Below are 24,476 nucleotides of genomic sequence, written 5' to 3'. Positions count from 1 at the left end.
CACAACATGTTTGCCAGAATCCGCCATTTTTTAAATCAATTTTTTAATAAATCAAGAAAAATCAACAACGAACCACTAAATAAAGTGAGTTTGATTGTGATTATTTTCATTGATATTTTTATCTTAATTAATGTTTTTACAGGACTGGATGATATTAGTAAATGGCACATCAGTCCGACTCAGGCTTATCCGTGTTATTCTGATTGGCAAAATTACCGGGAAAAAGATACTAAAGATAAAGATTATGAAATTATCAAGCGTTCATTTCCCTATAGCGCAAACAATAAATATAGTTTTCAGCAAAACTATCTACAAGCCCAAATAGGACATCTCGGAAAAGTTGAACCAACATGCTTAAAGTATGGCGAGTATCAAGACAAAATTAACAACCCGCAAAATCAACAAATCATCAAAACTATCGATCAAAAACAAGCCAAAATTAGTACGTTAGAACAAACCAATCGCGATATTCGCGCTAAATATGATTCTACTCTCTTAGAAAAAATTGCAGGTCAGCCCCGCGAACAATCAATTAATCAAGTCAGTGCTGAAAAAGCAAAACAGGAGTTAGATAACAATAACCGCCAAATTTCTACACTAAAACAGGAAAATTCTAATCTTCAAAATCAACTATTAGCCAAACCAGAAAGTACTAGTTTTCTTACCTTTCTTAAAGATGGAAACCAATTTACACAAGTTGATAAAGGCTATCAAAAAGCATCGTTTTGGTATCCAAGTATTCAGCTTGGTTTTCAGTCCCTATTTCTTCTACCGCTAATTTTCATTGCCTTATCAGTTCATAGATTTGCCGAAGGCAGAGGATATGGGCTAATTTCACTAATTAGCTGGCATTTGTTAGTTATATTTTTTATACCCCTGTTAGTTAAAGTATTTGAATTTTTACAAATTGGGGCAATATTCCAATTTATATTTGATATTATTAGCCAAATTTTTGGCGGATTGCTTTTCTTAATTAATTATGTCTATATCTTGCTGATTCCACTTATTGGTTTTGGAGTTATCAAGTTTTTCCAAAAATTTGTCTTTAATGCTAAAGTCCAAGCAGCTAACAGAGTTCAAAAATCACTCTGTGTCAACTGTGCCAAAAAAATTCGGCGTAGCGATTCCTACTGTCCCCACTGCGGCTATTATCAATATTTAGAATGCGAAAACTGCCATCATCTGACTTATCAACATCTGCCGTACTGTAAACATTGTGGAACTTTTCAAAATTCTAGTAAAAGTATTAACTAGTGATAGATGGCATTTGATACTTGATGGAAATAAATTAAGTAGAAGGTAGGAGGTTTACGCTGAATCTCGACTTCGCTCGATTTCCGCGTAGCCGAAGTGCAGAAGAGAAAAACCTCTCTTTATATATAAGGGTTTTCAACTTTTGTATTTTACATTTAATTCTGTCTACCTACTTAGTAACAAGGAACCAGTGCAAGTTTGGGGCCTCCCTAAATGAAGCAGCCGGCGTTCAGGAGTCAAAGTTCAGAATATGCAAAGTGTCAAAAAACCAAATCAAGAAAGCCGATCGCTTTTTTCTTTTCTAAAAAATTTATTGATTGCCCGTTGGCGATCGCTCTTACTCCTCTTGATAGGAGTATATTTACCTTTGCAGGTATTTGAAATCTTGGCAGTTAAGGTATGGGAAAATGGAGATGGCTTTCCGTGGGATGTGCCTACTTTATTGGCAGTTCACTCTACACAAAACCCACAATTGGATGTTTTAGCAGTAATGCTGGCTAGAATTGGATCGCCTTGGACTGGAACTGTAATCGCAGCCGCCATCGCACTAATCTTACTACTTCAAAAACGGTGGCGATCGCTAGCTTACGTACTCACAATTTCAACGGGAAGTGTCATCATCAGTCGCACGGGTAAGGAATTAATGCATCGAGTTCGTCCTCATTTGTGGGATTCCATTGCGCCTGAATTGAGTTTTGCATTTCCCAGCGGACACGCCATAACAAGTATAACTCTAGTTGCTATTTTCCTAATCTTAGGTTGGGCTACCCCCTGGCGTCGGTTAATTTTCATCTTCGGTAGCTTATATGTAATAGCTATTGCATGGTGTCGTCTCTATTTGGGAGTTCATTTTCCTAGCGACATTCTTGCCGGTTGGATGCTTGCATCAGCTTGGGCAATTGGTGTAAGTCTAATTATCAAACCGTATTTAACTACAGCCAAATCTGTAGATGAAAAACCCGCTAAGGAGGAAACTACTTTACTACCCGAAGAAAAAAAATTGGTAAGCTAATATGCGTCCAACAATGCTAATGGACATCTCCGAAAAAGAATGTAGAGACGTAGCATTGCTACGTCTCTACAAGCTTCTGGTTAACGCATATTTAATTTCTGGAGATGTCTAATGATGAAAGCCAAAATTCAAAAAAGATAGTTTTCACAACTTAAACCAACAATCTTTGTTGGTTAAAAAAGCAAGGCAAGTCAGATTCGACTTGCCACGCCAACTAAAGTAGCTTTAGTAAAGCAGTACTTTATATACCAAAATTTTAAGCTTTGTTAGTAGGTGCATTAGTCACTCGTGCATCTACAATATTTTGCGATACATTCGGGATAAACCAATTCACTTCACCAGCTTTCAAAATTTTAGTACCAGCTTGATTGAATTCGATCGCTCCAGTATCTGGATTTGCCTTCAAAACTAAGTTAGTTCCATTGGGAACCTTAATTGCAACACCACCCGGCAATTCTTCCTGTTGTCCGCTTACACCTGAAGCGATCGCTGTAACATCATTTGGTAGATAAACTCCCTTACAATTCCATCTATCTTGAGTTGTCTCACCATTACCTAAAAAATACAGTGCAGCGCCTTCAGAGTATTCATCATCATCAACACCTGGTTCGGGGCCGTAGATAGCTAGAGTTTTTCCTGTTTGATTGCTGCATTGACCCCAGTCAATTCCTGATTCAAAGGCATATTTTTGCAACTCTAACTCATTAATTTTTTGGTCGATTTGCTCTGATGTTGCACCCTCTAATTTAGTTTGTGTTTCTTTGAGAGTTTGCAAACCATTTAACTCTTCAGTCAAATTTATATAATCGGGATTTTCCGAATATTTCGGGCGATCGGCTAACGAAGGTTCTGCAAATACTAGATTTACAAGTAATAAGACTGCCATCAAAAAATATTTAAAGATTTTCATGTTTTTGTTCCAAGTTTTAAAAATTGCAGTTGATGACATTTTAAACACAATTGTCAACACTCTAACTAATCTTAAATCTTAAATCTTTCTCAAAAATCACCCCTAAGTCATCGGTTTTTTGTGGGATTAAAAGTATTAATTTCAGTTTTCTATATCATCTAAACTGCTTTTTGCAAACACTAACTTTTAAGTTAATTTAATACATTCAATTTTTAAGTACTAATATGAGGCTATGTTATCTTTATCTCTCTATGCAATGATTTTATTGTCTATAATAATTTCAGAATAAGAATCTATAGTAGATATATAAGTATAATTTCTGACTTATATTAAGCAATCTTTATCATATTCATTAGAAAAAATTAATTTTAAATATTATACAAATAAAACTTGAGTCCAGATTCTTTCTAATACTTGATTGTAGAAAATACATCAGCTAGTATTAAATCTATCTAGAGAAATACAACTAAAGACATAGGCATGTAAGTGGGAAATATATCTATATCCATAATTAAAAATCCGCGGCTGGTGGAAGGAAAATTTTACTCAGGGACTTCCAATTAAAAAAATACCCAATTTTGTAGGGTGCGTTACGCTGTCGCTAACGCACCGCCAGGTATTTTGAGTGCGTTACTACGTATATTTTATTTTTTGGAAATCCCTCAAAAACTCAACTTTAATTTCCTGTAATTCTATCGACGTGTGTGCCTTTTAATGAGATTAAAACTTGCTCAATGAAAACGGAAAAAGCATCGCATCAGAGTATTCATGTTTTAAAACCAGATTGTCTTTCTTTCTCAGAAGTATTAGCGCAACCTTTTGATTCGTTACGGTAACGATTTTATGCCTTTTGTATTAATGGTATTAGGCGCTTTTATCATTATAGATAGTGGTAGTTAATCATTAATCTTAGTTATTAGTCAACACTCAGGAGTGACAAACTTACCATTTAAGTTTTATAGAATACAAAAAAATATTTGGCATCCTGTTATACATTGAAAAAAAGAGGTATTAAATTTGTCAATTTTAGAATTTTCTTTATTAGTTTGGCTCGGTTCATTTAGTGCTGGCTTTTTAGGTGCGTTAACTGGGTTAGGGGGTGGAGTAGTAATTGTCCCTTTATTAACTTCAGTATTTGGCGTCGATCTCCGATATGCGGTTGGTGCTTCTCTAGTATCTGTAATCGCTACTTCATTGGGTGCAGCATCTACTTATATTAAAAAAGGCTATACCAATTTGCGATTGGGGATGTTTTTAGAAGTAGGGACAACTATAGGTGCGATCGTTGGTGCGATAATTGCTACTTTTGTATCTGTGAAAGCACTAGCTATTGTATTAGCGATCGCCCTGATTTATTCAGCATACCTTTCACAACGACCGAGAATAGAAAACACTGAAGACGAACCAGCAGATCCTCTAGCAAATTATTTAAAACTAAATAACAGTTATCCAACTCCTGATGGACTGATGTCTTATCAAGTTCATTCAGTACCAATGGGATTTAGCATGATGATTTTAGCTGGCGTGCTTTCTGGATTGCTGGGTATTGGTTCCGGCGGATTTAAGGTTTTAGCGATGGATCAAGCCATGCGTCTACCCTTCAAAGTTTCTACCACCACTAGCAATTTTATGATTGGCGTGACAGCAGCAGCTTCAGCCGGAGTTTATCTTGCACGAGGTTACATCGATCCGGGACTATCTATGCCGGTAATGTTGGGAGTATTACCCGGTGCTTTTTTGGGCGCACGAGTCCTTGCAGGGACTCAAACACAAATTTTAAGAACTATTTTCAGCATTGTGCTGGTGGTAATGGCTTTAAAGATGGTTTACAACAATTTAATCGGGGGGTAATAAAATGTATAAATTGAATGCTGGTTTTCGCTGGGCATCATGGCCGCAGCCAGAGAGTAAAGTAATTGCACTAACCTTACCGCCAGAAAATTCACACTCTGATATTCAAAACTTAGAAGAACAACAAGTTGCCACAGTGGCACAATTGCCGAATACCTCTGAACTTGATGCTAACAGTAATTTAACGAAAACATTAAGCGAGCAACAATTAGAATATTTGCTCAGTAATCTACTTAAATATGGTGTTTTAATAGCTAGTGCTGTGGTTTTATTGGGAGGTATCCTTTACTTAATTCATCACGGTGCCGAACCTGCAAGATATCAGTTTTTTCGAGGAGAACCATTACAATTTCGCTCGCCAGTAGGTGTAGTGCAGGCGGTTTTGTCAGGTAGCGATGCCTACGGCGGGCTACGCCAACGCGGTATTATCCAACTAGGATTATTACTACTAATTGCTACTCCAATTTTACGGGTAGTAATTTCTCTATTGGCTTTTCTAATCAAGCGAGAATTTATTTATGTAATTGTTACCCTATTAGTCCTAGCTAGTTTGACTTACAGCCTTCTCGGAGCCTATTATTAATTATACTTGCGATAGTTCAAGGCTAAATTAGGAACTGGCAAATCAAAAAATATCCAATTAACTATTTGTGGGGTGGTCTTTCTAAGCCACCCCACAAGTATAGCAAGCCTATTTGAGTTGTGAAATTAGTCGTGGAGGCAGGCAATAGGCAACAGATTTTTTCACGAATGATTTAGGATTGCTATAGTACTAGCTTATTTCTTGGAGTTTTATTAACACCTTTACCCTTAATCCCAAATTAAAATCCTTCCTAATCATTATGAACCTTGCAAAAGTTCATTAATTGAGGTTAGGCTTTGTTGAATTAGCTCTAGTAAATAAGTTCTTACTGAATCAAGATTTGCCAGTGAAAAATTTAATAATCCTACAGCATACAAGAGACTTGAAATCCCTATAATTAAAGCTAAAAATCTTCCAAAGCAACCTGGATTAATTTCAATAAAACCTAATTTAGATTGCCCGATGACAGCAATTGTTATAAACACAATTCCTGCTATGACAAATGTGTTATTTGCAGTTAAATCTGTCATTTTCCTATTCAGATAGTTCAGTAGTTTTATTGTAGCTATTATTATTTGAGATTTTTGGAACTGCTATATACATCCAGCAGATAGAGAGACAAGGTGAATAACTAATAACCAATGACTAACGAGGATGGCAATTGATAGAGCTTTTAGTGCCAACAACCCAAAATAGTATCACTTGTGTACTAGACTTTGGTCTAGTTTTTAGTTTAAACTACACTAAGTAGGTAGGAATAGTGGGTTTTTATGCAAAGCGTCCCAAAAGTGAGTCAAGAGTTGAGCCTCGAAAACCAGACAATGACTGAGCAGTTAGAGCCAGCTATTTCAAAGGAGTTCAAAAAAGATATTTTCAAAAAGCTCAGAGGTGGATTTTTTCTAGTACTGGGATATTTATTGTCACCGCTATGTTGGTGGAATGACTTACTTTTTAATCTGCCAATAGCTTATGCTTTTGGCTATGGATGTAGTTTACTTTCCCCAAAATTACTTTTACCCTGTTCCATTATAGGGTATTGGCTCTCCAATATTGTGGGAATTCTGTTGATGCAATTTGGTTCTAAGGACATGTTTCAAAAAGAACCCAAAGAGCATAACCTCAAAAAAGAGTTATTTACGGGTCTCATTTCTTCAACAGTTTATACCTTGTTGATTTTGGTATTGATTCAATTGAAGATTCTCGATTCTCCCGTTTTATTCTCCAACGGTTAAATCAGTTTCTCCCTTAGCTTCTCATTTTAAGAGAAGGAAGCAGAAAAACTTTTGTTAGTGTACTGGGGAGTTTAAAGCCTCTTTCCTACGTGGAGAGAGGTTTCAAGTATATATCTTGACTTTTCAACTGTTATGTAAACATATAGGATTTACGAAGGTATTATATTTTTTCCTAGAGAAAAGGAGCTAAAAATGACGGGCGATCCTTCTATAGATCGCGAGGCATTTAAGCAGTTTGAGCGTGACGGGTTTTCCAGGGTGGCTCAAGGATACGATGGAGCGATCGCTCAGGTAACATCTCAAGTCAATGAAGCCATATTGGATGCCGTAGAAACCAGAGCTGGTACACGATTGCTAGATGTCGCCTGTGGTACGGGGTGGCTGAGTGCGGCGGCGTTGAAGCGACAGGCTATAGTTATTGGATTAGACTACGCTGAGAATATGGTAGCGATCGGGCGATCGCGATTTCCCCAAGTCGAATTTCGAGTCGGAGATGCCGAAAACCTTCCCTTTGAGCCTAATGAATTTGATGCGGTGGTATGTAACTTGGGCATCTTGCATTTTCCCGAACCCGAAAAAGCGATCGCCCAGTCCTTGCGAGTCCTCAAATCAGGAGGGCACTATGCCTTCACTTGTTGGACACCACCAGCACGCAATCCTTTCATGGCCTTGATTCTGGGAGCAGTGCAGACTTATGGCATCATCAATGTGGATTTACCTCCGGGGCCGCCACTGTTTCGTTTCGGCGAACCTGAAGAATGCAAAAATATCTTAACCGCCAGTGGATTTGTGTCGGTGTCTCTGAGGGAATTACCAATAACATGGACTTTCTCTAGACCACAGGATATAGTGCCAACGATTATTGCAAGTTCCGCACGTCTTGGGCCGATGCTGGCAATGCAAACCCAAGAACAACGCCATGATATTGAGAACGCGATTATCGAGGGAGCTAAGAAGTATGCCATAAATGGTGTTATTCAAATTCCCGCTTCTGTGGTTTTGGCTGTAGGTTGCAAACCATGAGCTAGGTTTAGCTTATATCTGGGTGGGCGATGCAAATGGCGTACAAATCCAAATTCTGGCTACTTGGATTTTTTATGCCGTTCTTAGCCAATTGTGTATCGATGTAGCGTAGACGCGTACCCTTCTGGATCTTGCTACGCGAAGCGTCTTTGACAGGAGACAATACTGCTGCTTCAGTGGATTTTTAACTCGGAATTGGAGAAAAGGTTAAAGGGTAAAGGTTAAAGGTTTTTTCTTTCCCCTTTTCCCCAAAACCCGACAAGTATTGCGACAGGAGAGAGAAGCGGCTTGCCTCTTTTAGACCGAATTTCTACACAAATGGTATTTCGTGCTTTATACCATTTTTTACTCTTGTGTTCTCCGTGGTGATGCTAGTGACGCTATTCCTTATCTTGTGGAACGTCAAAAGCTGTTTGGATTAGTTAAAGTAAGGCATAAGCGTCATCGAGAGATTGACGCTTACACATTTTTTTTTGGAAGTGCCTTAGCTCGATTAACCAGTCAATAGCGATTGATTAACAGGTTCGTAACTGATAATTAAAAATAATAACTGACAATTAATAATTATATAAATTTCAAAAGCTAAAATCGTCTCATAAAGGAATCTCAAAGAAAATCCAAATTTAGATATCCAATAGGAGCAAAAACGTGAATTTGGACGATTTAGCCCTACAGATAGAAAATATACGTAAACGCGTCGCCATTTTGCAAAGCAAAAGTGAAGAGCAAAAAGTACAGCAAGATATTGAACTCGTCGCCGCAGTATTTGGAGAAGTCTACTTAGCTTTGGAAGAATTGCAATTAGCTAATGAAAACCTACAACAACAAAATAAAGAATTACACAATGTTCAACAAGCTTTGATAGTAGAACATCAACGCTACCAGGAACTTTTTGAGGAATTACCAGATGCTTATTTGGTAACTGATATACAAGGAATAATTCAGGAAGCTAATTCGGCTGCTAGTACTTTATTGAACGTTTCCAAAAGTTTATTAGTGGGCAAATTTTTGGAAAATTTTGCACTTGAGAAAGAGCTAATTGCTTTTCATCTGAAACTGACTCATCTACGCGATCGCCAAATTCCAGAGTGGAAAACCCAAGAATGGGAAGTAAACTTGCGACCGCATGAGAAAACACCGATTATTGTTGCCCTTAAGGTGGCTGCTGTGCGAAATCAACAAGGTGAATTAGTCGGTCTACGTTGGCTATTGCGGGATGTTAGCGAAAGCAAACGAACCGAAGCAAAGTTGCAATGGGCAGAAGAAGCGATGCGACAAGCACTTGCCAAAGAAAGGCAACTGAGCGAACTCAAATCACGTTTGCTTACTACTACTTCCCATGAATTTCGCACGCCTTTAGCTGCTATCCATTCTTCTGCCGAATTACTAGAATATTATCGCCATCGCTGGAGTGAGGAGCGACAAAATACTCACCTGCGCCGCATTCAAAAATCTGTAATGCATATGACTCAGCTTTTAGATGATGTATTAATGTTGAGTCAAGATGAAATGAGCAAGTTAGGGTTTAATCCAAGACCTTTGAATTTAGCGGAATTTTGCCAACATTTGTTAAAACAATTAAAACAATGCGATGGTTCTCAACATGCGATCGCTTTTAGCTATGAATCCCAAAACACGCAAGCAAACTTCGATGCTCAACTGCTGCGACAAATATTAAATAATTTATTTTCCAACTCTTTAAAATACTCTCCCATTGGCAGCACAATTAATTTTTCGGTTAGTACTACCAGCGATAGAGCTATATTTGAAATTCAAGATTTTGGTATTGGTATTCCTGCTGCTGACATTGAACACATTTTTGAACCTTTCCATCGCGCCAGTAATACCGACAATATTCCAGGACTAGGATTAGGGTTGTCCATCGTCAAAAAAGCTGTAGATTTGCACGGCGGGGAGATTACTGTCAAAAGTGCGATCGATGTAGGAAGTACTTTTAAAGTTATTGTGCCATTTTCCAGTAATATCCAGGGCAGTTATGCAGAGATAGGGGAGGCAGGGGAGGTAGGGGAGGCAGGGGAAGCTGGGGAGGAAAAAACAGCTTAACCTAACCGTATTGGAGTTTGAGATTATTTTTTTAGGAAGTTTTAATTTGTTCTATCCGTTGATTTATGCAGGAAAAAATAAACGGATGGAACAAGAAAATCCGGGTAATAATGGCGATGTAATTTCGTCGCCATCTAATAAAGTTGTAACTAAAACCAACTGTGCTTTTTCTCGACGATAAACTTCAATTTTTTGAGTAAAGCGATCGACAATCCAATACTCACTCACGCCGTGAATTGAATATAGTTTCAATTTAGCTTCTTTGTCTCGAAGTTCGTTTTGTTTACCAGAAGATAAAACTTCCACTACTAACTCTGGTGCGCCGATTAGATGTCCCGCTTCATCTTCAATTTGGGCTAGTCCTTCTCGACTTACCCAAACTACATCCGGGATGACGCTATCTGCTTGGGAAAACAGCACCCCAGGAGCCACAATTGTTTCGCCTAAACCAATAAACTCCGACCAAGTATCAAGCGATCGAGCAATTTTCATACAAACTTGTTGATGGCGGCGGTGAGGAGCGGGAGTCACAAAGAGTTCACCATTAATTATTTCATAGCGTGTCCACTCATTTTCGGGTAAAACCTCTAAATCCTGAACTGTCCAGCCTACTCCGTCAATGGCTTGGCTCATGATTGTTGCCGTTTGCTTTCTCGATTGTGAATTCTGAATTCCTACTTTACCTAATTTAAATATATTGATGTCGATCGCTGTTTTTGAATAGCTACTGTTTGAAGACAGATGATAGCAACGTAAAACAGTTTGGATATTTTTTTTACATACTTCTTGACCAAATAACTGAGATAGCGATCGCCACAACTGACAACCAATTTGTTTAATATAGTCGTGTTCATAACTTATCTGCACCGCGATTTCCGCATAGGTACGTCCTAGCCAGCTTTCCAGAAATACCACAGATTGAACATCATTGAGTCTTTGCCCAAACGTAGAGCATAAAAGACTATCGACTAGATTTAGCGCTTCTTCTGCCGTCATTAGTCAGCCTGCTTTATTTATAGGTTAGACTTATGAAATTTCTGTTGTCTAAGAGATAATTACGTTAACCGTTACAAATTTTTACAGTAGGTACTCACTTTTTCTCACTTACATAGCATTGCATTTGGCTTAATAATTAATACACTGTAGGGAGATAATGGATACCTCAAAATTTATAACAAGGAGATTTATCCTATGAAATTTGGTATTGATATGGGACACAATTGCCCTCCTCACGATACAGGAGCAACAGGCATTAAACAAGAAGATACTTTAACTAAAGCAGTTGGTACATATTTAATTCAAAAGCTCAAAGCCGCAGGTCATACTGCTATTGATTGCACTGCTACCAGCGCCAGCAATGTTACTGATTCTTTGAGACAACGAACTAATAAGGCAAATATTAATAACGTTAATGTTTTTGTTTCGATTCACTTCAATAAATTCAACGGTACAGCGAATGGCACAGAAATTTATGCCATTAGTAATGCATCAAAAGGTATTGCTCAATCAGTTCTCAAAGAGATTGTTAAACTTGGTTTTTATAACAGAGGAGTTAAAAACGCAGGTTTCTTCGTTCTGAAGAATACACAAATGCCAGCTATTTTAATTGAGTGCTGCTTTTGTGACGCCAAAGTAGATATGGATCGCTTTGATGCTGAAAAAATGGCGGAAGCGATTAAAGATGGATTAGTTGGTGAGTCAAATGACGAGGAACATAAATCTGATAAGAAATATGTTTTGGAAATTACCACAAAAACTGTTCTCAAGCCTTCTACAGAACAGGCGTCAGATCTTCCAAAAGATTCTCTAATTGATATAGAGCCAGGGGATTACGCAGTTTTAGATGTCCGTTTTGAGGAAAATCATTATTGGGTTAAGTGGCCTGATAAAAGTAAAGGAAATCGAGATGAACATTTTGTTTTTGCTGGACATAGCAAAGTGATAGAAAAAGATTAATGTCAACCGCTACAAGGGTGTGGAATTTCACGTTGGACTGATGAATGTTAACGGTGAATCGCCTAAATACGTCTCCATACGTGAATAATTAGATCTCCGACTTATATAAGAAGTCGGAGATCTTAATCTATTGATTTTGCTTCGTAGAAATTAAATTTTAGCATTTTTAGAGATGACAAATTTCCAGCGCCAAGTGTACCAATTAAAGAGGACGGAAAGTGGCAATTTGATTTTGTCTTTAAACAAGAAGGCGATCGCCGTATAATCCTTAGTGTAGAGGATCGAACTCTAGCGATCGCCATTAAAGTTGTTGTCCCTTTTGATAACAACAACGATGAAGAAACTCAACAACCTACAGCATCCAGTGTATCAGGAGCGAAGGTGATTCAACTCACTGGTAGTGTACGAATTGGCAAAGTCAATAAAGCTGATGATGTTAAGGCAGTAAAAGCACTATTGTATCAGCTAGGCTACACCTGGGTAGGCGATCCTAACACTGCAACCATAGACAGAGGATTATTTGACGCCATCAAACTATTTCAATCAATTATTGCTGGTCACAGTACTGTTAATGGTGATGGTCGAGTTGATGTTGGGCAAATGACACATCGATGGCTGCAAGCAGCTAACGCGCCGCGGTGGATGTTAATGCCAAAAAGCGAGCCAGACAATGGTTTGATTAACGGTGAACTGGCGCAAAAAAATTGAGCTTTTGGCGGGATTTTGTGGTAGAGTTCTGAATACGATGGAGATGCTACACAAGCCATTCTCAAATCTATTCGTAAACACAAATCAATAAAGCCAGGGGCGATTTTCTTTAACGATCCAAAGCTAATTACAGAGGGGCTTTGTACGTATTTGGGTGGCCACGATCGTCATATTCATTTTGAAATTAACCCACCACTGAGAAGCTAATTCTGTGCTGTAAAATTTTGGATTTTAGATTTTGGATTGCGATCTCGTGTCTGGTTGAACACTTATTATGAGAGCTGATGTTGGGATGCAGGGACGCGGAGAGTTTTTTGATAAGTGATTAAGCAAACATGATATGATTAATATCGCAGAGAATTAAAGCGTGTTGCTTGTTAGTCACGTCCCTTGAACTCAAGTTCAAGGCTAACAGCTAAAGTCTACTGAAGTAGACTAAAAATTTTTAAAGATATAGCAGTTGCCAGCTAGGTTAGGACATAAACCGTTGGTAAAACACAGACACCAAAAGACTTTCTTTGCCTGTTGCTTATTACCTGCTATATTTTTTGTAAATCCTTACAATTTCTGCCCTGCGTAAATCGATCGCACTTCGCCGTTACGCCGGATGACTGCTTCGCCATTACTAACATCTACAAGTGTCCAACCACTAGAACCAATGGTTTCACCCATATTGATGCGGCGAGTCACGCCATCAATTTTAAACAAAGCAGCAGATTTATTGCCTAACTCTAGCAATCCTTCCAATGTACTACTCGGAGCCTCTGCGATCGCAGTTGGCAAATACACTTGATGCTGGGTGATAGTTGGTTCTGCTTCTGGTGCGAGTGCTGCACGCAATGGCACAACTGGTAATGCTGGCAGGGGGTTGGGTGTTTGGCGCACGGTTATGGGTGCAGTTTTTGTAGCCACACCTTTCATGTCTGGGCGTACAGCCGCAGCTAACATGTTGACAGTGGCGGGTTTCGCAGCTTGTCGCACAGTATTCAAGGCAGTTTTCACAACATTAGGTTGAGAACCTTGCAATGCTGTGGCAACTTGTGGCAAAAGTGTGGGACTACCAGGAATAGCTGGGAGAGCGTAGCGGATTGGGTTACGCACGTAGATGCGTTCGACAACGTTGGCACGGCTAGGAATTGATGATGTGTTGTTAGCTGCTAAAGGTGGCAGTGGTGGTAGGTTATTACTTGGTAACCGATTGGCAGCAGCTATTTGGCTAGCACTGGTTTGACTGTAAAATCCTGGTCTAACGTAGTTTTGATGATTTTTTGCACCTTGCTTATCTATAACTGATAGAGAGCTGAGCATGTAGTCAACTAACTCTGCCTCAATTTCTGGCTTTGCCGATACTTCTGACTGTTGTGGCAGTACAAGAGCTGATTCGGGCAATTTGCTATTTAAAAGATGGACAACGCCAGACTGTACCATGTAAATCATACTGGCGATCGCCACGCCTAATGTTGTTCCGGCAATCAGCAGTTTGCCCAAAGCAGAACTGCTTTTGTGGCGCTTTCTAGTAACTGGTTTTACGGTGGCGGTTTCAAACACAACGGTACTCAATTGCTTGTGGTTAGCTTGAGTAACTGACTGGCCCGAATTATTGGCTGTGTTTGCTGAGATAACCTGCGGCATGGTAACTGTTTGCAGTGGGTTCCCTGGGCCAGTTGCTACAACTGGAGAGAAGCCACGGTGGTTTGGGCCGCTCTGAACTTCGGAAGAAACCCCACCAACGGACTGGCTCGATTTTTTATGACTACTTTGCCTAAAGGTTTGAGAAGCCAGATTACCACTAGCATCGAGAATGTAGTCGATATCCGCAAAGAGTTCATCCATTAAGCCATCAGCATAGTTTTCTATCGACCAAGGTTCGTTGGCGATTAAGTCTTCTGATGGTTCTGGAACTATGAGACGGGTCGTGGCTTGTTGTAACATAGACGTTTTGGGTTGTTGCTAGGACAGGGAAACGCCGCTCCTACTGCCTTTTAATCAAGATTTATCCATCGAATAGTCAATTTCCCGTCTGATGAAGACGAGTTATTGAGCGGTGGTATTAAAATCAACTTCAATCTGGGGATTGTTAATGAGGGCAGTACTAAGACTTATGTCATCTATCATACCCATCTCCCTCTTTTCTACTATACTCGCCCTTTATAAAGTTTTCGTTAAATTAACGCTGTAAACTCTCGCTGGCTCTTTGTTTTACGCAATTCCAGATATAATAACAAGGCGTTAATATCGGCTGGGTTGACACCACCTATACGTGCAGCTTGACCGAGTGTGAGCGGTTTTACGCGAGTCAGTTTTTCCCGCGCTTCTTTGGAGAGAGTATCAATTTTTGTGTAATCCAAATCCGCAGGTAACTGGCGGTGAGCTTGGCGGGCGATTTGGTCGATCTGATTTTGCTGCCTAGCAAGATATCCAGAATATTTAATGTCAATTTCTGCGCCTTCTTTCTCGGCGCGGTTGAGTTCGGGGTTTCCCAGCCCGAACCTGTCGAGGTCAACGTAATGAAATCCCGGACGCCGCAGTAAGTCGTTTAAGGTAATTGAACCTTTGATTGCTTGCTGAGTATGAGATGCGATCGCTATACCAATTTCATCATGTTCTTTAATGCGGGTGTTGGATAGCCGCGATTTTTCTGTGGTAATCTGGGTTTGTTTTTGGGTAAATAAATTCCAACGGCGATCGTCAATTAAACCAATTTCCCGTCCCAAGGGTGTTAAGCGTTGGTCGGCATTGTCAGAACGCAAAATCAACCGATACTCTGACCTACTAGTAAGCATTCGGTAAGGTTCCCGCAAGTCTTTGGTACACAAGTCATCAACGAGCGTCCCCATGTAACTTTGTTCGCGGGGGAAGACAATCATTTCCTGGGAATTCACAAACCGAGCTGCGTTAATTCCTGCCACAAGGCCTTGAGCTGCGGCTTCTTCGTAGCCTGTGGTGCCGTTAATCTGCCCAGCACAAAACAGTCCTGCTATCTTTTTGGTCATCAGTGTGGGATAACACTGAGTTGCAGGTAAATAATCATATTCCACAGCATAAGCTGGACGCAGCATTACGCATTTTTCCAGACCGGGGAGACTCCGCAACATTTGTAGTTGCAGATTTTCTGGCAACCCTGTAGAAAAGCCTTGAATATAAAGTTCGGGTATATCTCGTCCTTCGGGTTCAATAAAGATTTGATGGCTTTCTTTATCAGCAAAACGGACAATCTTATCTTCAATGCTCGGACAATAACGAGGCCCTTTGGCTTCCACCCAACCGCCATAAACTGGCGAGAGGTGTAAATTTTCCTGAATTAAACGATGAGTTTCTGTAGTTGTACGGGTAATGTAGCAAGGCATTTGTTCGCGTTCTACCCATACATCCGGGTCAAAGCTAAACCAGCGCACATCTTCATCCCCTGGCTGGATTTGCATTTTACTGTAATCCACCGATCGCTTGTCTACCCTGGCTGGAGTTCCGGTTTTGAGTCTGCCGGTTTCAAACCCCAGTCGATTCAGGGTTTGTGTCAATCCCTCAGCGGCAAATTCACCAGCTCGTCCGGCTGGCATTGATTTATTACCTACCCAAATTTTCCCACCCAAAAAGGTGCCAGTTGTCAAAATGACGGCTTTGCATTGGAACGCCACGCCAAAATAAGTTTCCACACCGATGACTTCATCGTTAGCGCCCAACACCAAATCTACTGCCATACTTTCACGGATGGTCAGGTTTTCTTGGTTTTCCACAATATTTTTCATCACCGCTGCATATTCGCGCTTGTCAGTCTGGGCGCGTAAAGCCCAAACAGCAGGCCCTCGTGAAGAGTTGAGGATGCGCTTTTGCAAGTATGTGCGGTCTGCCATTTTCCCAATTTCCCCGCCGAGGGCATCTACCTCATGCGTCAACTGGGATTTTGCCGGGCCACCCACTGCTGGGTTACAAGGTTGCCAAGCGATTTTATCCAAATTGAGCGTCAATAGCAAGGTACGACAACCGAGGCGGGCAGAGGCGAGAGCTGCTTCGCAACCGGAGTGACCTGCACCGACGACAATCACATCAAAAGCGTCTTGGAATTCAACAGAGTTGTGCATGGTCATACTTACAGGAACAGCAAGCTGAAAGTTCTCTCCAATTTTAACCTTTCCAGTGATTTCATGGATGTAACTCTACTAATAAATAAGTTATCAAATTTACTATTACTCAATAACAAAGAGATTTCTATTTTTTACAAAGATTTTTCATCTTGTCAGCGATAATCACAAGTTGATTTCTGCCGTGATGTAGATTAAATATCTTGCCAAAATAGATAACTTAGAGATATGACGACAGATACACACAGATGTACTAGGGGCGCACAGCTGTGCGCCCCTACCTGTGTAAATAATTTTGAGTTAAATTATTTTTATTAACTCATAGTTTTTAATCTATAAATACCCGATCAAGACCAAAACTTGATGAAGATTAATTGTAACTATATTTAGGTAAATATTAAAAATGAAAATCATCAGTACTAAAAAGTATTCAAATAAGAAAATTGTCAAAATTGCAACTTTTGTCACTATAGTAATTTCGATGATTTTCGCCCTAGTAGCTAGTCATGAGATTAGCCATCATAGTTTGGGTAAAACTGCCCAACCATTAAACGCATGTTTAAGCACTGATTTAGTATCCTGCACAGATACTTCAAAAGATGTATCCCCACAACCATTTATTCCCGACCAAAAATTAAACGAACAACAGCGTTTTTTAGCAGCGATCGCCAAAAATTTATCGACAATTCCCCAGCCGAATACTTATGAATATACTTTGCTACGTACATACGGCTCAGTTTTTGTCAATCAAGATATAGCAATTAAATTACCGCCAAAAGAAATTTTTGCTAACGAACAAGAAACCCAAAATTTCCAGACTACTTTAACAATGGGCCATGTTGAAGGAACTAAAGATTGTTATTTACAACAATCCGCAGCAGACGCTTTAAATAAAGCGCGAAAGCTAGAAAACATTCCACTTAAATCTGGTTATGGTTCTGGAGATTGTACTCGCACTTTTAACACAAATTTAAGATTCTGGCACAAATATGCAAATAACCAAACTTTGGCAAGAGTTCAACAAGGTACAGAAACAAGAATTCTTGGTGTAGTTGCACCTCCTGGAACTTCACAACATCTCTGGGGGTTAGCGATTGATTTACGCGTATCCAGCCAACAACAGAGAAAAGCGCTAAATGAAAATGGTTGGTTTCAAACTGTAGAAAACGATGTCCCACATTGGACTTATATAGGTTTATCCGAGGACAAATTACCTTTGTTTGGTTTGAAAAATAAACTTGTCAGAGGTATTAGTTATTGGGTGACACCGCTTTGAACATTATAGGTAATGCTAAATTGGGAAAACTTAACTAAAGAGTTGCATTTAAATCAGGGATATAGCTATGACAAGCAAAATAGTCCATCAGCAACAAAGGCTTCTAATTAATTTTTTAAAAGAATTATTAAAAGCAACATACCAAAATCAGGAAATCTATTCGCTTTTACAGCAAAATTTAGACAAACTCAATCATGAATTTGCTTTACTATTGCGACAATGGGCTGTTGACCAGTTTAGCAATCAAACTACCACTAATTTAGCTAAAGTAGTTATAAAATTTAGTAAGCTTATTCAAGTTTTTGAAAAAGGAAATTATGCTATTAATTTGGAAATCGCGATCGCTGGTTATGAGTCAGTGATAAATTTTTTTACCCGCGACACTTTTCCAGAATACTGGGACGCCATACAGCAAGATTTAGTAGCTGCATATCAACAACGTGAAAAAACTTTGAATCAAGTTATTGAAGAGTTCAAAAACACAACTGTTCAAACATCCTCTGAAATTCAAGTATCAAATAAACAGTTACAGCAGGAATTACAAGAAGCAAAACAGCAGATTGATGATTTAGAACATACTAAGCAAGAAATTAATAATCTCAAAACAAACTTGGCTAGATTAGAGCAGTTCAGAGACAATTCCATCACCCAAATTACTTTAGAACCTATATTTTCAGCAATTAAAAATATAAAAACATCTATCCAACATTTTAATACGGTAATTTTATATGATATTGAAAACTTGACAAGGGGTAATAAAAACCCTACTTTCAACTTTTCGCTAACAAAAAATATAGACAATATTAAAGAAATAGAATTAGTTGATAAAATTGCTATCCAATGTGCTTATGGGGATTGGAGTAATAAGAGTCTAAAAACTATAAAAAATGATATTCAACAACTTGGTATTGAACCAATACAGATTTTTGGTTTTTCCTTTCAAAGAAATGCAGCAGATATTCAACTAACAATTGATGCAGTTGAATTAATTCACACCCGACCATCGTTGCAAGTCTTTGTTATTGTATCTGGTGATGGGGCATTTGCCTCTTTAGCAAAAAAGCTACATGAGTATGGAAAGACAGTAATTGGATGTGCTTATAAAAACCAAACCAACAAAGTACTTGCTGCTGTTTGTGATTATTTTATTTCAATACCTGAACCAGAAGTAGAAACTGTGAACCAGAATATCAATCGGGTTAAGCCAATAATTAGTAGCAAAACATGATTGTTACAATTTTTTCCTTGGTCGATAATTTACTACAATAAAATAGTCACACACGCGACCTCTGGAGTTCTGGCAGTGGGTTTATTTGATGATTTGAGTCGGTTTCTAGAAAACCGTTTAGAAGAATTCTTGCGTAACAATCCACATTTGGAGTTAGAGGCGCTGTTAGAACAGCTGCGCGAGCAAGAGGAAGATACATTAAAGCTGATTGCAGATTTACAATTACAAGAAAAGCGATCGCAAGAGGATATTCTCGCTACAGCTCAAGAAATCCAGCGTTGGCACATCCGCGTCCAAAAAGCCAAAGACGCTGGTAGACAAGATTTGGTAACTGCGGCCAGCGAACGAGAAGCAGCTTTGTTGCGAGAAGGAAATCAGCGCTGGGGACAGATGCAAGGGCTGAAAGAACGCATTAACCAATCTCAAGAATTACTGCGGAAAATTCAGCAGCGACGACAAGAGGTGCAAGCCAAAGCAGCCGAAGCACAAACAGCCCGCGCCAAAGCCCAAACCCAGCAGCGCTTGGAAACTAATGGCTGGTGGAATCAAACTAGCAGCGATTCTAGTAGTTTTGACGACTTAGAAGAAAAGTTCCGCCGTTGGGAAACACAAGATGAATTAGAGCAAATGAAGCGGAATATGGGAAAATAATCCCAAACTATCAAGCATTAAGGATGAAAGTTAAATATTATTTATCATTTCATCCTTTATATTTCTTATTTTATTGATTATCTGTATTGCCGCTCACAAGTTTAACTATATTAATCTAATTCGATTTATAAAAATCATAGATCCCCGACTTGTCTAAGAAGTCGGGGATCTCTTTGTTGACAAGCAAGTCAATTATAGAAATTGTATTGAATTTACTAATCAGGATTTATTTTGATGATAAATTTTAGGAAAGCCAGGTTTTACCTTTTGTTTGTACTACTCCTAAGCTATTATTCGTTTTCTCCTTCTCCCTCACACTCTTCTATTTTCTGCTGTTCTCCCAGTATTTCCTACATGTTCTCAATGAGAACTGAGGCATGGAAAATAACATGTTTTTAGAATTTTTAGCAAGCCTGCAACGATTATTTGTTGGTTACATTCCAGCTGCCGTATTGGGTAGTTTCATCGGATATTTTATTGGTATGAATAGCATGGTTTATCAGATATTCAGGCGGATATTCCAGATACCACATAGTATTCCCCCCATAGCGTTACTACCAATTACTTTATTAGTATTTAGAGAAAGTGAAGCTGCTGCTATTGTTGTTATTTTTTTTGGAACTCTCTGGACAGTAATAATTAATACTGCAATAGGTCTGCGACATTTTCATAGGCAAAATAAGAACTTTCGAGTAGCTATATTTCATATATTTCATGCTCTGAAAGTTGGAATTTGGGTAGCTTGGTTTACAGTAATTGCCATAGAAATGTTGCTAGGCCCAAAAGGACTAGGCTTTTTTCTTTGGGATAGTTATAAAACTGGTAACATCGATTCGATAATCGAGGCAATACTCTACATTGGTATTATTGGCTTTTTGCTGGATCAGTTGCTAGATTTTGCAGCATATATTCTCTCGCAAATGGTTTCAGATAGTAAAAAATCTTCATAGTAGCATTTTTGATTTTTGATTGTAAAAGCCTAGCGCGATTCTATTTTAGACACTCGCTCCTCTAGTTTATTGACTTGTTGCTTCAATTCAATCACTAAAGTTGCAAGCCGATCGAACATAGGATCTTGGCGTGATAAATTCTGTCTAGAACCTGTTGATTGTCGTGGAGTAAGTGTTGTTCTTGGCGATGGCGATCGCCCGCCTCGATTTATTTGAGATTCTAGCTGGTTTAACCGCGACTCAACACGATTAAAGTCCGCTTCCAAGTTGTTTAGACGCGACTCTATTTGCTGCGATGAAGCACTGTTTGAAAATAACCCACCCCAGATAATTACTCCTAAAATACCAGCAAGTATTAGCAGCTTAATTTTATTCATATTAATATCTTGCAGTGTTCTTAATAAGCGAGAATTCGGAATTCAGAATTCAGAATATGCTCATGCCTAAAATCAGGGTTTTTAATAAACTTTTTAGGCTTTTAGCGAATACTCAGCATTACCCACACTATATAAATTACTGAATTCTGATTCCTGAATTCTGAATTATGACTTATTATTTATCCTGTTCTAAATAAGAAAATAACCTCTGCCAATCGATATAGTTAACAGTATTATTTCCCTCTTTCACCTCAAACGTGACATTACATGCCTTTGCTACTTTTAGCACTTGCACGCAAAGTTCTGCGACATCCTCACGGCTGATTTTGCCTTTAATATTATCGCCTTGCTCAAATATTAATTCCTTACCCCCTGCTTCCTCAGTTAAGGCACAAGGTCGAATAATTGTATAAGGAATTCCACTTGTTCTTAAACTATCTTCTCCTTTGAGTTTCCAAGTTAAAATTCCTCCCAATTGGTCATTTAATCTCACTGCTGGGGGTTCTTCATCTAAATTAATGCCAGGACGCCCAGGACGAGTTACGCCTGCTGAACTGACAAGGATAAACTGGGGGAGATTTTCGCTGCCGTAAGCTTTAATTGATTCTAACTGGAAAGCAAAACCACCTGGAGAAAATTTAGGATTTAAAGCACCATCATATTCAAATTTGCTTAACATGAGTTGGAATGAACAAATTCTACTTTGTTCAATTGGCGGTGCATCTTTGACAACTTTTGCCCGAAATACAGGAACCAAATCTTTAAAGGGAACGTGAATATCAACCCAGGTATTAGCTACCATATCGAAAGAATAAGCATAGCCAATGCCATCCCATTTTGTATCTGTTCGGAGAAAGATTTTATAACGCTGTCCGTCACCTTTGACGCGCAATTTCACACCTTCGTAACCAGATAAGTTAAATGGTGGATCGAAATTCTTAGTTCTTACAGAAGCAAATCCGCCAGAGTTCTCAGTGGAAACATTGCCAGCAAACAAAGCTGTATTTTCTAGTAATTGGATATTACTAGCACTCACGCCACCCATCACAACATCATCCAGCGCTCCCCAAACATCTTTTAATTCTGCTGATGGTTTTGTAAAATCAAATATTAGTTTTTCGTTTGCTTGGGGCAAATATTTTGCTGCTGCTTGGACTAAGTTTTTGACACCTTGATATTCGACATTTTCTGGGGTGTCGCCAACAATTTCTGGCTGGTAAAACTTAACACCTTGGTAGTATTTTGCTCTATCTGCTGTGTCTCCCTCTACTGGTTGTACGCGCACTGCCGTGCAACAAATTACAGCTTCAATATTAGCCATAATTACAGGAGTTAAAGTTTCTGGTTTGGTGATATCTGCAACTACTAAGTCAACATCATTACCAAGAGTTGAGCGTGCTTTGTCAATATCTCTCACCAATGCGCGAACTTTATAACCGCGTTCAAGCGATCGCTTTACTACTCGCTTACCTACACCACCTGTGGCACCTGCTACTAATATTACACCCACATTTCTTCCTCCATTGGGTCTATCTCGATTATCCTGAGGACGGCCTTGGATTAATTGCTGTACCCAGTTAAGGAAAGGAATTACCTCAAAGTAAGTCAGGGTTTTGATAAACCTGCCTAAGTCCCATTGAGAACGATTTTTGTCAGTCATATTTGCGTCCTCATAACTTTCTTCACTCTAGCAATTTTGGGGAGTGGCGAGTGGGGAAAATGAGGAGCAGCAAGGGCAATGTATGATTTATAACTCCAATGCAAGACTTAAGATATGAACCCATGCGTAGCAACATCGTAATATAAAAGCGGGTATTTATAAACTCAGCCAACCGCGGCGATGTCTACAAGAAGCTATGCTTACGCATTTAAAAATCCCATTGATGACTATCAACATCACCATCTAGGGGTACAAGGATAAAAAATAATGCAATTTTAGGTTTTGGATTATGAATAAGAGGGCGATCGCTATAATTTATTTTTTACAACGATTTCTCCTTTGTTATTAATTTTCACCGGATTTTTAGGAAAAGCTTGATTATTCAAATAACGCATGAGCTTCACAGTCCGAAAATGCCGATCTACTTCAGGAATTCCCTCCTTATCCATGCGAATAGGAATAATTTTACTTGATACCAAATTTCCAGATGAATTGAGTGTGACTTCTAAAATTAGTGAGTCTCCAGTTTGAGCATTTGTAGATAAAGTCCTATATCCCAAAAAATTTCCTAAAGAATAGGCTATGATTTTATTCTTATAAATTTCCATCGCTCTCGGAACGTGAGGGCCGTGTCCCAGCACTAAATCTGCTCCTGCATCAATCATTTTTCTAGCAAAATTGATTGAATTACCTCGGTTTTCTCCATAAAAAAACTCTGTTTGATTCTTAACGTGTAATGCCTCCGTCCCTTCTGCTCCAGCGTGCATCGATACTATTACAATGTTGGCATTCTTTTTGGCTTGTGCTACTAGTTTTTGGGCTGCCGCTAAATTATGGATGGAATTATACATTTCATAAGGAGAAAAACCAATCATTCCTACAGGTATATTGTTAGCTTTTAAATAGAGAATTTGATTTTTATGACCTAATGTAGCAATACCCGCAGCCTCAAGATTCTTCTTTGTATCTTTGAACCCTACCAAGCCAAAATCCATTGCATGGTTATTCGCCATATTAAATACATTAAAACCAGCTTTAGCAAACAGCTGAGCATATGCAGGTGGGGAGCGAAATGCAAAAACTTGTTCTCGATTAATATCTTTAGTAGTGTATGGATAATTAGTTAAACTACTTTCAAAGTTCCCAAACAAGATATCAGATCCTTGCAAGTGGTTTCTCACTGATTTTGGTAAAAGTCGATCTCGAAAGCGGGGTAATCTGTAGTTAGGAAAATTAGTACCAGGAATAATATCTCCAACAGCTTTAATGGTAATAGTGCTTGCAAAGGTTTGTTTTTTCGATGTTGGTTGCGTAGATTTAGGTATGGTCAATGGTAATAAACCAGATTGAGCGGGTGTAGTAGCAGCATTTGTTCGCTGTGATTGCCCCAGCCGAACTACGACCCCTGCACCAATACCCAGATAAAAACAAACACCAACAAAAGCGAACGAAACTGCTCGCCCCAAGCTTGTATTAGCCATCGTTCACTCCTCACACGATGGCATTAGTTTATCCTAAAAATCTGTGTTCGCGATGTATATTTTATTATTTCCTAGCAAATATCAAGCTAAGTAATTACTGAAGTATAGTCGTTCTAGCTTGGGTACAATACATCTGGTGATTAGAAGGTCACAGCAAATACTTCTAGCTTCTAGTATCAGT

Annotated in this window: 21 protein-coding genes and 1 pseudogene; 14 read left to right on the top strand and 8 right to left on the bottom strand. The window is 39.0% G+C overall.

The annotated features are described in order from the left end of the window. Window positions 1-6: 6 nt before the first annotated feature. Window positions 7-1,254, top strand: a complete 1,248-nt coding sequence (locus NSTC745_RS12040; protein ID WP_445637339.1) for a hypothetical protein — start codon at window positions 7-9, stop codon at window positions 1,252-1,254. Window positions 1,255-1,504: 250 nt separating this feature from the next. Continuing rightward, entirely contained in the window at window positions 1,505-2,266 is a 762-nt protein-coding gene (locus NSTC745_RS12035) for a phosphatase PAP2 family protein (RefSeq protein WP_445637338.1), read from the top strand. A 256-nt stretch (window positions 2,267-2,522) separates the two neighbouring features. On the opposite strand, the gene NSTC745_RS12030 is transcribed toward NSTC745_RS12035, so the two are convergent. Next, window positions 2,523-3,176 carry a hypothetical protein gene (locus NSTC745_RS12030; RefSeq protein WP_445637337.1) on the bottom strand — a complete coding sequence of 218 codons (654 nt, stop codon included), beginning with the start codon at window positions 3,174-3,176 and terminating at the stop codon, window positions 2,523-2,525. 1,017 nt (window positions 3,177-4,193) lie between these two features. Between NSTC745_RS12030 and NSTC745_RS12025 the strand changes: the two genes are divergently transcribed. After that, on the top strand, window positions 4,194-5,027 hold the full coding sequence (locus NSTC745_RS12025; RefSeq protein WP_445637336.1) for a sulfite exporter TauE/SafE family protein: 834 nt from the start codon (window positions 4,194-4,196) through the stop codon (window positions 5,025-5,027). A 4-nt stretch (window positions 5,028-5,031) separates the two neighbouring features. Beyond that, a complete protein-coding gene (locus NSTC745_RS12020) occupies window positions 5,032-5,610 on the top strand; it encodes a DUF1634 domain-containing protein (RefSeq protein WP_445637335.1) in 579 nt (192 codons plus the stop codon). 257 nt (window positions 5,611-5,867) lie between these two features. On the opposite strand, the gene NSTC745_RS12015 is transcribed toward NSTC745_RS12020, so the two are convergent. Then, window positions 5,868-6,140, bottom strand: a complete 273-nt coding sequence (locus NSTC745_RS12015) for a hypothetical protein (protein ID WP_445637334.1) — start codon at window positions 6,138-6,140, stop codon at window positions 5,868-5,870. A 291-nt stretch (window positions 6,141-6,431) separates the two neighbouring features. Here NSTC745_RS12015 and NSTC745_RS12010 point away from each other — a divergent pair, with 291 nt between their 5' ends. The 4 genes and pseudogenes from NSTC745_RS12010 to NSTC745_RS11995 all read left to right on the top strand — a co-directional run bounded on the left by NSTC745_RS12010 (window position 6,432) and on the right by NSTC745_RS11995 (window position 9,929). Then, window positions 6,432-6,842 carry a hypothetical protein gene (locus NSTC745_RS12010; RefSeq protein WP_445637333.1) on the top strand — a complete coding sequence of 137 codons (411 nt, stop codon included), beginning with the start codon at window positions 6,432-6,434 and terminating at the stop codon, window positions 6,840-6,842. 192 nt (window positions 6,843-7,034) lie between these two features. Then, the gene (locus NSTC745_RS12005; RefSeq protein WP_445637332.1) at window positions 7,035-7,865 is read left to right on the top strand and encodes a class I SAM-dependent methyltransferase; all 831 of its coding nucleotides are present in this window, start codon (window positions 7,035-7,037) and stop codon (window positions 7,863-7,865) included. 297 nt (window positions 7,866-8,162) lie between these two features. Then, window positions 8,163-8,373 (top strand): annotated as a pseudogene (locus NSTC745_RS12000) (hypothetical protein); the annotation flags it as partial. A 140-nt stretch (window positions 8,374-8,513) separates the two neighbouring features. After that, window positions 8,514-9,929 (top strand): PAS domain-containing sensor histidine kinase, encoded by a 1,416-nt coding sequence (locus tag NSTC745_RS11995; protein WP_445637331.1) that lies wholly within the window; start codon window positions 8,514-8,516, stop codon window positions 9,927-9,929. 63 nt (window positions 9,930-9,992) lie between these two features. Here the strand turns inward: NSTC745_RS11995 and NSTC745_RS11990 are convergent, their stop codons facing one another. Next, window positions 9,993-10,562, bottom strand: coding sequence for a Uma2 family endonuclease (locus tag NSTC745_RS11990; RefSeq protein ID WP_445638586.1), 570 nt, complete (start codon window positions 10,560-10,562; stop codon window positions 9,993-9,995). A gap of 558 nt (window positions 10,563-11,120) precedes the next feature. Here NSTC745_RS11990 and NSTC745_RS11985 point away from each other — a divergent pair. Together NSTC745_RS11985 and NSTC745_RS11980 are read left to right on the top strand one after the other, a co-directional pair. Then, the gene (locus tag NSTC745_RS11985) at window positions 11,121-11,885 is read left to right on the top strand and encodes an N-acetylmuramoyl-L-alanine amidase (protein WP_445637330.1); all 765 of its coding nucleotides are present in this window, start codon (window positions 11,121-11,123) and stop codon (window positions 11,883-11,885) included. A 381-nt stretch (window positions 11,886-12,266) separates the two neighbouring features. Next, entirely contained in the window at window positions 12,267-12,593 is a 327-nt protein-coding gene (locus NSTC745_RS11980; RefSeq protein WP_445637329.1) for a hypothetical protein, read from the top strand. A 558-nt stretch (window positions 12,594-13,151) separates the two neighbouring features. On the opposite strand, the gene NSTC745_RS11975 is transcribed toward NSTC745_RS11980, so the two are convergent. After that, window positions 13,152-14,525, bottom strand: a complete 1,374-nt coding sequence (locus tag NSTC745_RS11975) for a hypothetical protein (protein WP_445637328.1) — start codon at window positions 14,523-14,525, stop codon at window positions 13,152-13,154. A 230-nt stretch (window positions 14,526-14,755) separates the two neighbouring features. Then, window positions 14,756-16,678 carry a tRNA uridine-5-carboxymethylaminomethyl(34) synthesis enzyme MnmG gene (gene mnmG / locus NSTC745_RS11970; RefSeq protein ID WP_445637327.1) on the bottom strand — a complete coding sequence of 641 codons (1,923 nt, stop codon included), beginning with the start codon at window positions 16,676-16,678 and terminating at the stop codon, window positions 14,756-14,758. A 397-nt stretch (window positions 16,679-17,075) separates the two neighbouring features. Here mnmG and NSTC745_RS11965 point away from each other — a divergent pair, with 397 nt between their 5' ends. The 4 genes from NSTC745_RS11965 (at window position 17,076) to NSTC745_RS11950 (ending at window position 20,777) form a co-directional block, all read left to right on the top strand. Then, the gene (locus tag NSTC745_RS11965) at window positions 17,076-17,948 is read left to right on the top strand and encodes a D-alanyl-D-alanine carboxypeptidase family protein (protein ID WP_445637326.1); all 873 of its coding nucleotides are present in this window, start codon (window positions 17,076-17,078) and stop codon (window positions 17,946-17,948) included. A gap of 67 nt (window positions 17,949-18,015) precedes the next feature. Beyond that, on the top strand, window positions 18,016-19,176 hold the full coding sequence (locus tag NSTC745_RS11960; protein ID WP_445637325.1) for an NYN domain-containing protein: 1,161 nt from the start codon (window positions 18,016-18,018) through the stop codon (window positions 19,174-19,176). A 75-nt stretch (window positions 19,177-19,251) separates the two neighbouring features. Then, the gene (locus tag NSTC745_RS11955; RefSeq protein WP_445638585.1) at window positions 19,252-19,827 is read left to right on the top strand and encodes a TIGR04376 family protein; all 576 of its coding nucleotides are present in this window, start codon (window positions 19,252-19,254) and stop codon (window positions 19,825-19,827) included. Between the two features lie 377 nt (window positions 19,828-20,204). Beyond that, on the top strand, window positions 20,205-20,777 hold the full coding sequence (locus NSTC745_RS11950; RefSeq protein WP_445637324.1) for a nitrate transporter: 573 nt from the start codon (window positions 20,205-20,207) through the stop codon (window positions 20,775-20,777). A gap of 29 nt (window positions 20,778-20,806) precedes the next feature. Here the strand turns inward: NSTC745_RS11950 and NSTC745_RS11945 are convergent, their stop codons facing one another. From NSTC745_RS11945 to NSTC745_RS11935, 3 genes are all read right to left on the bottom strand, one after another. Further along, on the bottom strand, window positions 20,807-21,154 hold the full coding sequence (locus NSTC745_RS11945; protein WP_445637323.1) for a hypothetical protein: 348 nt from the start codon (window positions 21,152-21,154) through the stop codon (window positions 20,807-20,809). 175 nt (window positions 21,155-21,329) lie between these two features. Further along, a complete protein-coding gene (locus tag NSTC745_RS11940; RefSeq protein WP_445637322.1) occupies window positions 21,330-22,814 on the bottom strand; it encodes a CIA30 family protein in 1,485 nt (494 codons plus the stop codon). A 308-nt stretch (window positions 22,815-23,122) separates the two neighbouring features. Continuing rightward, the gene (locus tag NSTC745_RS11935) at window positions 23,123-24,295 is read right to left on the bottom strand and encodes a CapA family protein (RefSeq protein WP_445637321.1); all 1,173 of its coding nucleotides are present in this window, start codon (window positions 24,293-24,295) and stop codon (window positions 23,123-23,125) included. Between the last annotated feature and the right edge of the window lie 181 nt (window positions 24,296-24,476).

It is taken from the genome of Nostoc sp. DSM 114161 (genome assembly GCF_052692665.1).
The sequence above is the reverse complement of the archived record's forward strand: the minus strand, read 5'-3'. Positions and strand labels throughout refer to the sequence as shown.